The 12,682-nt window shown below is 48.8% G+C and carries 21 protein-coding genes and 1 pseudogene; 13 read left to right on the top strand and 9 right to left on the bottom strand.

Going from position 1 to position 12,682, the window contains the following annotated elements; translation table 11 throughout:
* The first annotated feature begins 334 nt into the window (after window positions 1-334).
* From SK39_RS27450 to SK39_RS24305, 8 genes are all read left to right on the top strand, one after another.
* The gene (locus SK39_RS27450; protein ID WP_022652350.1) at window positions 335-538 is read left to right on the top strand and encodes a hypothetical protein; all 204 of its coding nucleotides are present in this window, start codon (window positions 335-337) and stop codon (window positions 536-538) included.
* Between the two features lie 49 nt (window positions 539-587).
* Window positions 588-812 carry a hypothetical protein gene (locus tag SK39_RS24330; protein ID WP_022652349.1) on the top strand — a complete coding sequence of 75 codons (225 nt, stop codon included), beginning with the start codon at window positions 588-590 and terminating at the stop codon, window positions 810-812.
* 34 nt (window positions 813-846) lie between these two features.
* Window positions 847-1,053, top strand: coding sequence for a hypothetical protein (locus SK39_RS24325; protein WP_040113310.1), 207 nt, complete (start codon window positions 847-849; stop codon window positions 1,051-1,053).
* Window positions 1,054-1,282: 229 nt separating this feature from the next.
* On the top strand, window positions 1,283-1,636 hold the full coding sequence (locus SK39_RS24320) for a hypothetical protein (protein ID WP_022652347.1): 354 nt from the start codon (window positions 1,283-1,285) through the stop codon (window positions 1,634-1,636).
* A 10-nt stretch (window positions 1,637-1,646) separates the two neighbouring features.
* Window positions 1,647-1,823: a hypothetical protein gene (locus SK39_RS27445; RefSeq protein ID WP_162859439.1), complete on the top strand. Its 177-nt coding sequence runs from the start codon at window positions 1,647-1,649 to the stop codon at window positions 1,821-1,823.
* 120 nt (window positions 1,824-1,943) lie between these two features.
* Window positions 1,944-2,225 (top strand): hypothetical protein, encoded by a 282-nt coding sequence (locus SK39_RS24315; protein ID WP_040113311.1) that lies wholly within the window; start codon window positions 1,944-1,946, stop codon window positions 2,223-2,225.
* A gap of 296 nt (window positions 2,226-2,521) precedes the next feature.
* Window positions 2,522-3,067 carry a hypothetical protein gene (locus SK39_RS24310; RefSeq protein WP_231593836.1) on the top strand — a complete coding sequence of 182 codons (546 nt, stop codon included), beginning with the start codon at window positions 2,522-2,524 and terminating at the stop codon, window positions 3,065-3,067.
* 433 nt (window positions 3,068-3,500) lie between these two features.
* Window positions 3,501-4,841, top strand: a complete 1,341-nt coding sequence (locus SK39_RS24305; protein WP_000589001.1) for an ISNCY family transposase — start codon at window positions 3,501-3,503, stop codon at window positions 4,839-4,841.
* Window positions 4,842-5,039: 198 nt separating this feature from the next.
* Here SK39_RS24305 and SK39_RS24300 read toward each other — a convergent pair whose 3' ends face one another.
* Window positions 5,040-6,200, bottom strand: coding sequence for an IS30-like element ISCfr4 family transposase (locus SK39_RS24300; RefSeq protein ID WP_000830285.1), 1,161 nt, complete (start codon window positions 6,198-6,200; stop codon window positions 5,040-5,042).
* 506 nt (window positions 6,201-6,706) lie between these two features.
* On the opposite strand from SK39_RS24300, the gene SK39_RS24295 reads away from it, so the two are divergent.
* Complete coding sequence (locus tag SK39_RS24295; protein ID WP_001515348.1) at window positions 6,707-7,279, top strand: cytochrome b/b6 domain-containing protein; 573 nt, start codon at window positions 6,707-6,709, stop codon at window positions 7,277-7,279.
* A gap of 199 nt (window positions 7,280-7,478) precedes the next feature.
* The gene (locus SK39_RS24290) at window positions 7,479-8,402 is read left to right on the top strand and encodes a cation diffusion facilitator family transporter (protein ID WP_000167917.1); all 924 of its coding nucleotides are present in this window, start codon (window positions 7,479-7,481) and stop codon (window positions 8,400-8,402) included.
* 121 nt (window positions 8,403-8,523) lie between these two features.
* Here SK39_RS24290 and SK39_RS27680 read toward each other — a convergent pair.
* Window positions 8,524-8,640, bottom strand: a pseudogene (locus tag SK39_RS27680) (hypothetical protein); the annotation flags it as partial.
* Between the two features lie 24 nt (window positions 8,641-8,664).
* On the opposite strand from SK39_RS27680, the gene relB reads away from it, so the two are divergent.
* From relB to SK39_RS26655, 3 genes are all read left to right on the top strand, one after another.
* A complete protein-coding gene (gene relB, locus SK39_RS24285; protein WP_000534858.1) occupies window positions 8,665-8,904 on the top strand; it encodes a type II toxin-antitoxin system antitoxin RelB in 240 nt (79 codons plus the stop codon).
* On the top strand, window positions 8,904-9,191 hold the full coding sequence (relE, locus tag SK39_RS24280; RefSeq protein ID WP_000323025.1) for a type II toxin-antitoxin system mRNA interferase RelE: 288 nt from the start codon (window positions 8,904-8,906) through the stop codon (window positions 9,189-9,191). Before relB ends, relE begins: the two co-directional genes overlap by 1 nt.
* Before the next feature lie 70 nt (window positions 9,192-9,261).
* Complete coding sequence (locus SK39_RS26655) at window positions 9,262-9,420, top strand: type I toxin-antitoxin system Hok/Gef family toxin (RefSeq protein WP_001447600.1); 159 nt, start codon at window positions 9,262-9,264, stop codon at window positions 9,418-9,420.
* A gap of 232 nt (window positions 9,421-9,652) precedes the next feature.
* On the opposite strand, the gene SK39_RS24275 is transcribed toward SK39_RS26655, so the two are convergent.
* The 7 genes from SK39_RS24275 to SK39_RS24245 all read right to left on the bottom strand — a co-directional run bounded on the left by SK39_RS24275 (window position 9,653) and on the right by SK39_RS24245 (window position 12,673).
* The gene (locus SK39_RS24275; RefSeq protein WP_044713525.1) at window positions 9,653-9,859 is read right to left on the bottom strand and encodes a hypothetical protein; all 207 of its coding nucleotides are present in this window, start codon (window positions 9,857-9,859) and stop codon (window positions 9,653-9,655) included.
* 39 nt (window positions 9,860-9,898) lie between these two features.
* Window positions 9,899-10,249 (bottom strand): hypothetical protein, encoded by a 351-nt coding sequence (locus tag SK39_RS24270; protein WP_032610485.1) that lies wholly within the window; start codon window positions 10,247-10,249, stop codon window positions 9,899-9,901.
* 23 nt (window positions 10,250-10,272) lie between these two features.
* A complete protein-coding gene (locus tag SK39_RS24265; RefSeq protein WP_040113312.1) occupies window positions 10,273-10,842 on the bottom strand; it encodes a hypothetical protein in 570 nt (189 codons plus the stop codon).
* A gap of 44 nt (window positions 10,843-10,886) precedes the next feature.
* Window positions 10,887-11,219 (bottom strand): DUF5417 domain-containing protein, encoded by a 333-nt coding sequence (locus tag SK39_RS24260; protein ID WP_032610481.1) that lies wholly within the window; start codon window positions 11,217-11,219, stop codon window positions 10,887-10,889.
* A 124-nt stretch (window positions 11,220-11,343) separates the two neighbouring features.
* The gene (locus SK39_RS24255) at window positions 11,344-11,592 is read right to left on the bottom strand and encodes a hypothetical protein (RefSeq protein ID WP_050596976.1); all 249 of its coding nucleotides are present in this window, start codon (window positions 11,590-11,592) and stop codon (window positions 11,344-11,346) included.
* A gap of 59 nt (window positions 11,593-11,651) precedes the next feature.
* Entirely contained in the window at window positions 11,652-12,206 is a 555-nt protein-coding gene (locus SK39_RS25160) for a hypothetical protein (protein WP_052134036.1), read from the bottom strand.
* Window positions 12,207-12,391: 185 nt separating this feature from the next.
* Entirely contained in the window at window positions 12,392-12,673 is a 282-nt protein-coding gene (locus SK39_RS24245) for a hypothetical protein (RefSeq protein WP_032610524.1), read from the bottom strand.
* Window positions 12,674-12,682 lie beyond the last annotated feature (9 nt).

The raw sequence follows: 12,682 nt of genomic DNA, 5'->3' as shown, positions 1-12,682 counted from the left end.
ATGCCGTAGCACCCCGGTCCTCTTTCGGCTTGGGTTGGTTGAGCTGGTTAATCCGTCCCAGCGGCCTTTACCGGGAAGTTATTATCAGGTCAAGCTGAGCGCCACTGGGAGTGATCTCCTGAGGTCCATCGAACGCGACTAAATTTTTCAATTGGAACCGTTTTTCTCTCTGATATCAGGACGGGATGACCACAGGTACCTCGAAAAGAACCTCGCCATTGCCAACCCTGAGGCGCTATTTTTTTCTGGTCAAAATAGGCCCGTTAGCGAAAAAAAAACGGTATCTGATGTGGTGTAATGCTGTTGTCATTTCACCCCAGAAGGATAGCTACTGATGAAATTGTTTTATAGCAAACCAGTTCGCTTTATCGTCATTATCTGTGTATTTCTCCTCGGCGTTGATAACTTGAGCGATATGTTCGCCGATGTTTCCCGATCTGTATTCTACGGCGGTCTCGCTGCTCTCCTTGCAATTGCCGTCGTCATTGCCCGAGTTGGTTACACCAAAAATGCGGACAAGGCCAGCCAGGCGCAGTAACTTTTACTCAGCCACCTTTCGGTGGCTTTTTTTTCATAAGGACTGACTCATGCACAACATTGAAATTTCTACCGTCGCCATTTTCAGCGCCCAGTTTAAAAACATCGAAGACGCCGAGAATGCCGGGGCCCTATATTCAGTCGACATCGAATATCCGATGACGCTGAATGACCTGTCGCTGCTGTGTGAATCCGTAGCAAAAGCCGTTGGTGTCCCTAATGGAGTAAAGTACCAGTTTGTCACTCAGCCGCAACCGGAAGAAAGTGATTATTAACGCTTATGGCGACTGGCTGAACAGGAGAAGAACATTGCCCCATGTTGATCACACCCGGACGCTCCGGGTCCAGCTGTACGATGCCAGCCGCTTTCATGATGGCGCGACGGCGGAACAAGCTGGCGAACTGCATACTGTCGCATTCAGTAAACCCACGATTACCGATGATATTCAGAAAATTGTGGATACCACTGCCGAGGTGCTCGGTAGACGCTACAGCGTTAACGTATTCTCAAACTGAGCGCCGGAGAAGGAGGTGTCCAGGTGACCTCCTTCTACCTTTTTTTAAATCAAAGACCGTCAAATTTAATTCCCCTGTCAGACGTCATCGGCACACTTAAAATAAAAACCGTCCTTTTCCCGGTTGCCATTTTCACTTTTCAGATATTCGTCAAAATATTTCACCACGGGTTATTTGGGCCAGAGGCCGTATTGATATAATGAGCTCACATTTCTGAAAGGAGTTTTAGATGAATAAGTCTCTGGTCAGCTTTGCGGAATTATCTGGCGATGCTATTAATCTTGCGCGACAGTCGGTTATCGAGATGGAAATGACCGCTGCCCGGGAAAAGATTGGAAAGGCTCGTTCGTTATTCCGCTCAGGTATTCATCGTGCTGTTAATGGCTATCCGCTGATTCAGTCGGCGGCTAACCAGATGAGCGTCATTAAACGACTCCAGAGCGACACAGAATATCTCGATGCCTGTATTACTGAGAATCTTTGTATGTTCTCGACAGAGGGTTATCTGTACCTGTTTATGCAACGCCGCTTCATTAATGAACCCGTGTCTGAAGGCCGGGAACTGAACAATATTTCCATTTAAAGGTGACATTATGAAACCATTTGGACTTGCCGGAAAACCGCAGCCTGAGCCCTGTGGCTGCTGCTGGTACTACCCGGAGGATTGCCGTTATGCTGCTGCGAAACCGCTTTACCGCCGCAGCCAGCGTAAGGCTGAGCGTCAGCGTCAGCGTGCGACTATTACCCGCACACTGGCCGAATCACGATAGCCGTAAGGACTGCTCATGCCTGGGCTGACAGTACCCTGTTACCTGGCGGCATTATCCGCTGTGAGTGATTATGATTAAATACGTCACCACGTCGATTTCCCCGATATCACCGGAGCAAAGATGAAACTCAGTCAGTTGGAGGCGGGGATGACCGTTTGGTCACTCTTCCGAACCAAAATGGGCAATACCACCATTAAGACAGTAACTCTTCATTCTGTCGTTATTCAGGAGGTTTACGATAACCACGTTATCGCCAGCTGGAACCGCAATGCGCCGCGTCGGTTCGGGGAAACGGCGATAAGTAGCTGGAAAAAAGATAAGCCGCTACTCATCCGCGACCGTTCCGGAAGTGTCCGTTTGGCGACGCGGGAAGAAAAATCCCGAATATTGGAATCAAAATAGCGCCCGTCCATCTTATCGGTTTGGCCCGTTCCGTTCTCAGCGTATTCCGGTGATGGCAGTTTTCCCCCCCACTTAACTGTAGGGAAACAAAACAGCTCATTGCATCCCACCTTCCTGCTGTCATTTCCCTCTTTATTCCCGTTTTTTTCGAGCCCTTAACCCGCAAACTAGCTCCCGTTCACCGGGTATGATCAGCGTGTCTGTGACCATTAATTTTCAGAGTGAGGAGAGGGTACATGAACCAAACTGAATCGGACCCGTCCGGATATACCGCAACAACGGTCGATGAAGAACGCATGGCCATCAGGGAACTGATCGGCGAAGTGGTCGGCCGCTACCGTAGACAGGTACCGCCTGATCGCGTCCAGAAAGCTACTTTTGAGGTGAATGGCGGGCTGCTCATGGGGCTTTTGCTTGCTCTGCTGATGCTGGTATGTATTATCCAGCGTGTGGCAACTGGCGACCGACTGATGAGCTTTACCGGAGAGCCTGACGTCCGGGATATTCAGTTTACCCTGATGCTGGTCATGGAGCTCGCACTTGGCATTGTTGTCTGGTTCCTGATTGCGACGGGGGACTATTCGCGTCCCTGGCTCTATCGTCTTACTCCGGCAAAACCCGTCTGGCTTTTTGATGAAGTGGAGGACTCCGATTTGGTGCTGCTTTCCAGCAATCCCTTTATCAAACGCTGGCTTCACGAGGAACTAACGAAAATCAGGCGACTGACGTATACCCGCCTCGATGAGAAACTGGAGAAAATCGCCCATTACCCGGATAGCCTAATGCACAGTTGTGTTCGTGCTCACCGTTTGTCACTGATCGCGGGTTCGAAGACTGACTGATTACAGCCGGAAAGAAGCGGGGGACCGGACGGGCTGGCGGCGTTGAGTGTAGAGATTTGCATCCGTCTGTTTCGTCAGCGATTACGTCAGCCGTCCGCTGTTACGGCCTGCGAGGCAGCAAAACCTGAAATACTTACTTATTAAATATTTAGGCGGTCGACCTGTTCGTTTGAAGGGGGCTGGGTGGTATAATGGCTTCGGTGCTGGAGGCTTTTGCCCCAGCCAGCAGAATCACTGTTTGACTGTGGTAAAAAGCAGAAAGCCCCGAGTAATTTTTTCAAATTAACCCGAGGCCCCTGATGCTAGTCACATTAAAGGTTAGCCTCTTACCTGCAAAAATGCAAGGAGAAGAAGCCATGTGTTAACACCAAGCTGTAATGTCCCCTTTGAACCATTCTAAAATGTCCCCAGACAATTCTCTGGGGGATTTTTCATGATCAAAGAGACTGTTACGATGAGTCATAAGGAACTCGACCGACTTCACATTATTCAGGAGTCACTTAATCGCCATATTACTCAGGAACAAGCTGCGGCACGCATTGGCATTTCTATTCGGCAGGTTAAACGTCTGGTGCAACGGTATAGAAATGAAGGGCCTTCTGGTCTAGTTTCCCGCCGACGTGGAAAGCGTCCCAATAATTCCTTTTCTACCGAATTCAGAGCAACAGTAATTTCACTCCTCAAAGGCCGCTACGCTGATTTTGGACCTACGCTTGCGTGCGAAAAATTGCGCGAGATACACGGCTTGTGTTTATCCATTGAAACTCTCAGGAAGTGGATGGTAGAGGAGGGCATATGGCGCGAACGTCGTCGTAAGTTTGCCCGAATTTATCAGCGCCGGATGCGGCGCCCATCCTACGGTGAACTCATCCAGATTGATGGCTCGCCTCATGACTGGTTTGAAGGTCGGGGCCCCAAATGCACACTGATAGTCTTTATCGATGATGCTACCAGCGCTCTGATGGCGCTACGATTCGCTCCTGCAGAAACAACCCGGGCTTACATGGAAACCCTCCGGGGTTACCTTAATGATCATGGCGTACCACTGGCTCTCTATTCTGACAGACACAGTATATTCAGAGTAAATAACCCGGAGCGGGAAGGAGAGTTGACTCAGTTCACACGTGCGATAAAGACACTGGGCATCGAGCCAATCCATGCCAACAGCCCGCAGGCAAAAGGGCGGGTAGAGCGTGCCAATCAGACACTGCAGGACAGGCTGGTCAAAGAAATGCGGCTTCAGGGTATCAGTGATATTGAAACAGCAAACGCATGGTTGCCGACCTTTATTGAAGCCTATAACAACCGGTTTGCTACGCCGCCTCGTATTGCTGATAACGCCCATCTTGATGTACACCATTCTGAAGAGGAACTGGGTTATATCTTCAGCCTCCAGGCGAAGCGCGTTCTCTCCAAAAATCTCACTTTCCAGTACAAAAGCAGTGCGTTTCAGATTCGCAGTGAAGGCCGGGGATATCGACTTCGGCATTCGGTTGTCACGGTATGCGAAAGCTTTAACGGTGAAATTAAGGTTCTGTATGATGGGAAAGCGTTGGGATGGGAAAAATATGTTGATGGCCCGGAGCCTATACCACTGGATGATGAAAAAAGTGTCCATGAACGTGTGGATAATGCCCGTTTTGATTTACGCTCAAAATTCTACGTAAAACCTAAAGCTGACCATCCTTGGCTCACGCGCCGCACGCAAAGTAATCAGCAAGTGAAGCCCCCTAAATTACCCAGAAAGAAGGCTGATCCCGATAAAATGGACTGAAACCAGGCGTTATTCAGTTGAGTGCATATCCAGTCATAGGATAGATTCTTACGTAGCGTTTCTGGCGTGCATTTTCGGGTGGTTTGTTACTGTTTTTAACGGGGACACGTCAGAAACGCGCTCAGGCCGTCTGAGCGGTACGCGTAATGCGGCGTTATGGTAAATAGCCTATGCTAATGTCCGCTAAGAGCTGTGAGTTCAACTGATGGACGCAACACACTTATTGAACCGTTCTGCGGGTGATTCATAGTCTAGCGTTTTTCTCGGCCTTTCGTTGAGCTGTCTGGCAACACTGTTAAGTCTTTGCTGGCTGTGAACCGATAAGTCAGTTCCTTTTGGAAAATATTGTCTGAGCAATCTGTTCGTATTTTCATTTGAGCCACGTTGCCAGGGGGATTGAGGATCGCAGAAGTAAACCTGAATATCTGTGGCTACAGTAAACCGGGTGTGGCTGGTCATTTCAGCGCCCCGGTCCCAGGTTAATGTTTTATAAAGTTCAGCAGGTAATTCCCGGGCTTGTCTGATGAGTGCAGATATAACCGTTATGGTCTTGTTGTCTCTGATCTTCGCCAGCATAACAAAACGGGAATGACGTTCTACGAGGGTGATTATATAGGAGTTTTTCGAGCCCTGAATCAAGTCACCTTCCCAGTGACCTGGAATGGCTCTGTCAGCCGCCTCTGGTGGCCTTTCGCTGATAGGTATCGTGTTCGGGATTGACCCTAATCCTTTCCCTTTAAGCGATGACGTTCTGGATCTACGCACTGCTCTTCCGCTTCTGAGGCATTGCTGCAGCTCTTTTTTTAATGCTCCCCGGGTTTGTATAAAAAGCGTTTTATAAATCGTTTCGTGTGACACATGCATTTCCTGATTATCCGGATAACAACGTTTCAGCCAACCGGCGATCTGTTCCGGCGACCAGTCCTGATGCATCTTCTCTGCAATGATTTTACACAATGCGGGGCTTTCAATTAGCTTGCACGGTTTTGGTCTCAGCGCATTTTCCCACGCAGTAGCATCGGCTTTTGCTGCTCGGTATTGTTTTGCACCACTGTGCCTCCTGACCTCGCGGCTAATCGTTGAGGGCGCTCTTGATAATTTGGCGGCGATGTCCCTGATGCTGAGTTTTGCTACCAGCCCTCTGGATATCTCCTCTCTTTCATCAAGCGAAAGCGCTAATCGGTGCCGTTTTCGCACGGGAGGACGGTAGCCGCCTGTCTGGTGGATAGTGGGCATAATGGAAGAATGATATCTGTCGAACATTCTGGCGATATCATGTAGAGAATCACCTTGCTTATATCTGTCCCAGATAATTGCCTTCTGCTCTGGCGTGTAGTTAATCCGAGTTCTTCGTTTCATGACAACGTCCCCCTTGATTAAGGATAGCGTTGCATCGACCCATTGAACTCACAGCGAGAAGCGGACATTGCAGACTGCCCAGTAGAAAAAGTGCTATCAGAATTATCTAAAGGAAGATCGTATTTACCATGTCTCATTCTAACTGTTTAATAAATTACAAAAATTAAAATTTCCATTTAATATCATCGCGTTAAGCAAGAGAATTAAACCTCTCATTTAATTTATGATTCTTATTTAATTCATGAGTTGGTGTAAAAATAGGTTGCCGCACTATAGAAAGACACATATTTAAACCCAGCAGGAAATCATATTTGAAAGTAATGTGTTTAAGGGGCTGCGTAACAAGAACAGCAAGTAAATACATAGTAATAACAGTTACCATTCCCATTTCGCAAGTGGCCATATCAGAGGTGAACTAATGCCTGCTGCAATTTTAAGAATTAAGGTTATCCTAATAATTCTTTTGTATGATTAAGATCATCGATAAATTTACTAAGGACTCATTAATGAAATTGCGACTCTGGAATCTATTACCCCATGATTACGCTCCTTTTTTTCGTATTCTTCACATCATTGTGGCATTTCTAATATTATCACAAATTATTAACTCTAATCTGACAGAGACCGAAGCAATTGGTGAACATAGTCTTGAAGGAGTTATAACCTGGATGCACATTATTTCAGGGTTAGGACTGATTATTTGTGGTTTTATTATGTTAAGTTGGATGCTTACTCAAAGAGGTTTTACTTATTATTTTTCATGGGTAGGGCTTGACTTTAGTGGTATTAAGCAAGATATAAAAACGTTGACTAGTTTCCGACTGCCCGATGCACATTCGGGAGGTATTGCCAGTACAATCCAAGGATTTGGAGTTCTAGCATTGCTAATTGTAGCACTTTCAGGTGGCCTATGGTTCTTGTTGAATACCATGCAGTCAAATCTGGCTGAAACAGTAATCCACTGGCATAAGTTCTTTACTACTTTCATTGAGGTCTATTTTTATGCACATGGTGCAATGGGAGTTTTGCATATTTTAATTGAAAAATATAAAAGCCGCTCAGTTAACCTAAGTGACTAATCTGTTGTGAGATAATATTACTTCAAGTTGAAGAAAACCCTAAAAATAAAATTTAGTTTACTAGAAGATGAAACAGCACTTGCAGAGACTTTTTAATTAAATTTAATAAAAACGAAAAAATATTCATGGCGAAATGATTGTTTAATTATCTATCATGGATAGAAATGTGAGTTAGTCGTCCTATTTTAGGAAGTTAATAATGACTAAAACAAAAGGGTTACCTCGTCCGCTGACGCACTACGCTTGGCTTTCCATTGCCACGGCTATTGCCACTATCGGACTCAAAGGTGTGGCGTGGAAAATGACCGGTTCGGTCGGTCTGCTATCTGATGCCATCGAATCCGTAGTTAACCTCGCAGGAGCCCTAATGGCGCTCTGGATGCTGACCTTGGCTGCGCTTCCGGCCGATGAGAACCATGCATATGGGCACGGCAAAGCCGAATATTTCTCGAGTGCTTTCGAAGGATTTCTGATCCTATTGGCGGCAGCCAGTATCGCCTATACCGCAGTTGAGCGGATGTTAACTCCACAGCCGCTTGAGGAGATTGGTCTCGGATTACTGGTTTCAACAGTCGCATCAATCCTTAATTTTGTGACGGCTCGCATTTTGTTAAGGGCTGGCAGGCAGCACAACTCTATCACTCTTGAGGCAGATGCTCATCACCTGCTGACCGATGTCTGGACGTCGGTCGGTGTCATTTTTGGTGTCGGACTGGTTTATCTGACCGGCTGGTTTTGGGTCGATCCGATCGTTGCATTGCTGGTCGCAGCCAACATCGTTTGGACTGGTTATCAGCTTATGAGTCGTTCAGCTGCAGGTCTGATGGACGTATCGCTACCCACGGAAGAACTCAAAAAAATCGAGTCACTGCTGGCAGGATATCGTGAACAGGGGCTTGATTTCCATGCACTACGTACACGCCAGGCTGGCGGGCGGGCGTTTATGACAATGCACATCCTAGTTCCTGGGCGATGGACTGTTCAATATGGGCACGACTGGGCCGAGCGTATAGAGAATGATATCCGCACCGCACTGCCTTTTATCCATATCACCACTCATGTGGAACCGTTGGAAGATCCCGCGTCAATGAACGACCAAACGCTCGACATTTCTGATCACTAAACTAACCACATGTCGCTGGTCGGGCAGGGTAACAAACCTCGCTCTACAAAAATTTCAGGTATTCTCTATAATTCTGAGGGTACTTGATGTGACCTGCGCCCAATTGTTGGGCACGCAATATTTTTAAAAAGTCCGCTTCTGGCACAAAGCGGACAGTGATCACCGTTCTTACGACTACTTTCTGACTTACTTCGTGACTTGCCCTAAGCATGTTGTAGTGCGATACTTGTAATGACATTTGTAATTACAAGGGGTGTAAGACATGGGTAGCATTAACCTACGTATTGACGATGAACTTAAAGCGCGTTCTTACGCCGCGCTTGAAAAAATGGGCGTAACTCCTTCTGAAGCGCTTCGTCTCATGCTCGAGTATATCGCTGACAATGAACGCTTGCCGTTCAAACAGACACTCCTGAGTGATGAAGATGCTGAACTTGTGGAGATAGTGAAAGAACGACTTCGTAATCCTAAGCCAGTACGTGTGACGCTGGATGAACTCTGATGGCGTATTTTCTGGATTTTGACGAGCGGGCACTAAAGGAATGGCGAAAGCTGGGCTCGACGGTACGTGAACAGTTGAAAAAGAAGCTGGTTGAAGTACTTGAGTCACCCCGGATTGAAGCAAACAAGCTCCGTGGTATGCCTGATTGTTACAAGATTAAGCTCCGGTCTTCAGGCTATCGCCTTGTATACCAGGTTATAGACGAGAAAGTTGTCGTTTTCGTGATTTCTGTTGGGAAAAGAGAACGCTCGGAAGTATATAGCGAGGCGGTCAAACGCATTCTCTGAACCAAAGCATGACATCTCTGTTTCGCACCGATGGTGACACTTCTGCTTTGCGTTGACAGGAGAAGAAGCCATGAAACTGCCGAACCAACCCGTTGTTTTGTGCGTATTGATAGTATGTCTTACGCTGTTGATATTCACCTGGCTTACGCGCAATTCGCTCTGCGAACTGCGGCTGAAAGACGGTACGCGGGAAGTGTCGGCTGTGATGGACTACGAATCCGGTAAGTAGCTGAAAGAGGGGGGTAACCCCCCTCGATTCAGATGTGGCCAGCAAGCCAATAGCACCTTTAGAAAAGGGTTTCTCCGGTCGGGGAAACCCTTTTTTCCTTCCGTTCGGTGGCAGACCGCCACTCAATTACCCAAGGCATTCAACAGTCTCAGTGGAATACCGTCGGATTAAAATTCTCCCCAGAACGGCTGCGGCTCGCACTGGGTACCTCCTCCTGCGTCCTGTTTAATTCTCAACGCCTCAATTTTTCGAGGACCCGCCGCATTTTCCGAACCTGGCTGGTCGTGGAGAGAGTACTGGTTTGTGGATGACATGCACTGGTCTTCTCATTGGGCTGTAGCTCATAGGACATAGCCAGTGCGGTCAGTGCTTCTTCAGCATCCAGCAGAGCTTTAATGGCCGTCTGGCGCATCTCTGCACGGCGTTCAATTATGGTCATGTTTGTCCTTGCTGCATCCGGTAAAATGACGCCGGGTATTCAGTCTTTCACGTTTTTCAGAATGGCCTGGCGGCAGGCATTCCAGATCGTCTGGGCATTCGCATCGCAGTCCACGAACCCGCCGCATTCCTGATAGATGACCTGGTAGACGCTGTCTGGGATCTTCTCCGGTACAACCGGGGAAAAGATGCTGACGGATGCCTTTCCTTCGGCGGCGTCACAGACGGCGTCCAGATGATTCGCCATCCATTCGGTTAAATTCAGATCCTCCTGAATTGCCTGCGCCTTATAGCGTTCTTTTCTTGTTACAGTGGCACGCATCTGAATTTGTACGCTCGCAGGCTCTTCGCCCTTCATCGCATTCTGAAGTGCAGATTTGGGCTGTTTCATCTTCGTTTTCATTTTCAATCGCACTATTTGGAAAGCGGCTTGTCTTCAGTGGGCTGAACCGGGGCTGTCTCCCCCGGCGTAACCAGCACACCAGCTTCACTCAGCACATGTCTCCACTGCTCATCCCGGTAGGCCGTTGCGGCGTCGGCAGAATCAAAGCATTGGTCGCAGGGCGGAGAATTTACGGTAACCAGGCTCACTACCGGCTTAACGTAGTACGCTCTTCCCCGTGGATAATCTTTTCCACAAGGGGCATAGAGCTCCTCGTCCCCACCAACACGGCGGAGGTGGAATTCTGGTTGCTGGCTGGCCTGCTCGGACAGCTTCACGGATGCCGTCTGCCAAGCTGCGATAGCCCGGGTCATGTCGCTTTCATGCCTGGCAAGATCTGCATCCCGGCGAGCCAGTAGGTGCGCGATAATATTGGCTTCATCGTAATTGATGACCGCCATTAGTTGACGGGTCGCTTCATCCCAGTCCTGTACTGCGGAGCCATCCAGTGGATTAGCGAGGTGCGCCTGGTATGTCGTACGGTAATTTGCGGCAGCACCTTCCAGCTGGTGCAGTTTTTCATCCGATAGTTGTTCGGTCATTGCACAGTTCCTTTTAGATGCAGGCTCAACGCTTGCATTAAAATTCATGCCGTCTGTTTGGCTGCGGCTTTACGCTGGGCGGCGATATGGGCGGCAATCTGCTTTTTGAGGCGCTTATAGTCAGCCCTGAAGCGTGCCACGTCATCGATCTCAATCATGTACCCGCAGCTGTAACCGGCATGCCCAAACGCATCGTCATCTTCGTAGTTTGGACAGTGATCGCTTTCCCAACCCGCTGCATCCAGCAATTCATCAATAGCGACGAGGTGTGCCCTGGGCGCATTCTCAATGATGAAGTAGAGCGAGCGACCCCAGAAGTGGCTGCGGGTACCTTCGATTACAGCAGTGTCGTTCGTGGTCTGGCGGGAAAGTTTCATTGGATACTCCTTTGCCCGGAGCCGCCGGGGCGGGGGTGTGATGTTCACACCTTGTGTTTGCAGTATGCGGTCCTTTTCAGGCAACCGGGAAAGTAACTTTTCGCTGCTGCTGGTGGACTGTCGCCTATTGCTCGCCAGCCTTTTTCTTTAGATAGTTTACGTCTGACTCATCACATACCTGATCCATATGACGCTGAATCCATGCCGAGATAGTCAGGCCATTACGCTTCGCCTCACGGACATAGCGTGATTTTTTCTCCGGGGTCATACGCATCTGGACCAGTGCCGTTGCTTTGTCGGCCTCATCTTTTTTCGCGTTATCGTTGCCCTTCATATGGATCGCGTTAACGTGCTTTTCATTGTTATCGGTCATAGTGTTCTCGGTCAAACAGAGCCGCGTAGTGCGGCTCCCAGGGGGAGAGTGCAGCCGTGTCATGTCGCTGTTGAAACCGTCGGGTCAGGGGCCAGTCCTGTGGCGAGGTTTACGGAAACGTTCTGCACGTTAGAATGAATTGTCTGGTCAGGCTGTTGGTCTGTATTATGGACGACGGTGTCTGATGGATTGTCAGCCATTCGAACAAGATCACCGGCCATAACTTCGTGCCGATGATCAAGCATGACTATGCCAGTCCGTGCCTGGGCACGGGGTGTGCCGTTAGCGCTGCGGATGAATGCACTTCGAAATCCCGTCACGGTACGAACAGTACCCTTGTCCAGGACCCGCTGGCCCGACTCCAGAGTCTCAGCTGCGGCCGCATGAAATTCCGCCACGGCAGCAGCAAACCACTTTTCGAAACGGGGAGCAATGGTCTTCACGGCAAGCGAGGTACAGGAATAGACCTGTTCAACCTGCTTAGAACCGTTTTTATCGGTAAAGGCGATAATGCCGATTCGGCCACAGTTAACGGTGTAGAAGGTTGGTCTGAAGCCGTTGGTGAGGAGTGATTTAACAGCTGAGAAGAAAGCGGATTTAAGCATCGGTTTCATGGGGTTATCCTGTATGCCCGGAAACGCCGGGGCGTGCGGCCAGAGTGCCGCTGTGTGATTAAATATACAGAATCAGAGTTGTTTTGTCAATACAAAACAACGGGTGCTTTTTCCACCTGATAGCTGTATTTATTTTTTAAATCAGACTGTTAAAGTTGTAATGAGCAGTGCAGCAGCGGGCTGAGTCAGCCCACCGAGATCACCGCCGTTGTGGCTAACTCCTGCCCACGCCCGGTCAGCCGTACGCGATAGAAACAGCTCTGTTCTAACCCACTTTTCAGAGTGAACTCAATCAGGCCCAGCCGGAAGAGGGGTGGCAGACTGGGGGCATTAACCGGAAAATATCCCAGCGTACTGAGGCAATCTGGACGCTGCTCCATCCCTTTCTTTCCGTTGCCCTGCATCAGGTAGCGGGTTCCGGTATTCAGCCGACGCAGAGTATAAATTTGGGCGTTAGTCAGCGTCATGATCATCGC

Source organism: Citrobacter sp. BIDMC107 (genome assembly GCF_001037575.1).
Classification (GTDB): Bacteria; Pseudomonadota; Gammaproteobacteria; order Enterobacterales; family Enterobacteriaceae; genus Citrobacter; species Citrobacter freundii.
This window is presented reverse-complemented; position numbering and strand designations above follow the sequence as displayed.

Bases quoted from the DNA above. Each gene is read 5' to 3' on its own strand.
- SK39_RS27450 (WP_022652350.1), top strand. From the start codon at position 335: ATGAAATTGTTTTATAGCAAACCAGTTCGCTTTATCGTCATTATCTGT.
- SK39_RS24330 (WP_022652349.1), top strand. From the start codon at position 588: ATGCACAACATTGAAATTTCTACCGTCGCCATTTTCAGCGCCCAGTTT.
- SK39_RS24320 (WP_022652347.1), top strand. From the start codon at position 1,283: ATGAATAAGTCTCTGGTCAGCTTTGCGGAATTATCTGGCGATGCTATT.
- SK39_RS27445 (WP_162859439.1), top strand. From the start codon at position 1,647: ATGAAACCATTTGGACTTGCCGGAAAACCGCAGCCTGAGCCCTGTGGC.
- SK39_RS24315 (WP_040113311.1), top strand. From the start codon at position 1,944: ATGAAACTCAGTCAGTTGGAGGCGGGGATGACCGTTTGGTCACTCTTC.
- SK39_RS24310 (WP_231593836.1), top strand. From the start codon at position 2,522: ATGGCCATCAGGGAACTGATCGGCGAAGTGGTCGGCCGCTACCGTAGA.
- SK39_RS24305 (WP_000589001.1), top strand. From the start codon at position 3,501: ATGATCAAAGAGACTGTTACGATGAGTCATAAGGAACTCGACCGACTT.
- SK39_RS24300 (WP_000830285.1), bottom strand. From the start codon at position 6,200: ATGAAACGAAGAACTCGGATTAACTACACGCCAGAGCAGAAGGCAATT.
- SK39_RS24295 (WP_001515348.1), top strand. From the start codon at position 6,707: ATGAAATTGCGACTCTGGAATCTATTACCCCATGATTACGCTCCTTTT.
- SK39_RS24290 (WP_000167917.1), top strand. From the start codon at position 7,479: ATGACTAAAACAAAAGGGTTACCTCGTCCGCTGACGCACTACGCTTGG.
- relB (WP_000534858.1), top strand. From the start codon at position 8,665: ATGGGTAGCATTAACCTACGTATTGACGATGAACTTAAAGCGCGTTCT.
- relE (WP_000323025.1), top strand. From the start codon at position 8,904: ATGGCGTATTTTCTGGATTTTGACGAGCGGGCACTAAAGGAATGGCGA.
- SK39_RS26655 (WP_001447600.1), top strand. From the start codon at position 9,262: ATGAAACTGCCGAACCAACCCGTTGTTTTGTGCGTATTGATAGTATGT.
- SK39_RS24275 (WP_044713525.1), bottom strand. From the start codon at position 9,859: ATGACCATAATTGAACGCCGTGCAGAGATGCGCCAGACGGCCATTAAA.
- SK39_RS24270 (WP_032610485.1), bottom strand. From the start codon at position 10,249: ATGAAACAGCCCAAATCTGCACTTCAGAATGCGATGAAGGGCGAAGAG.
- SK39_RS24265 (WP_040113312.1), bottom strand. From the start codon at position 10,842: ATGACCGAACAACTATCGGATGAAAAACTGCACCAGCTGGAAGGTGCT.
- SK39_RS24260 (WP_032610481.1), bottom strand. From the start codon at position 11,219: ATGAAACTTTCCCGCCAGACCACGAACGACACTGCTGTAATCGAAGGT.
- SK39_RS24255 (WP_050596976.1), bottom strand. From the start codon at position 11,592: ATGACCGATAACAATGAAAAGCACGTTAACGCGATCCATATGAAGGGC.
- SK39_RS25160 (WP_052134036.1), bottom strand. From the start codon at position 12,206: ATGAAACCGATGCTTAAATCCGCTTTCTTCTCAGCTGTTAAATCACTC.
- SK39_RS24245 (WP_032610524.1), bottom strand. From the start codon at position 12,673: ATGACGCTGACTAACGCCCAAATTTATACTCTGCGTCGGCTGAATACC.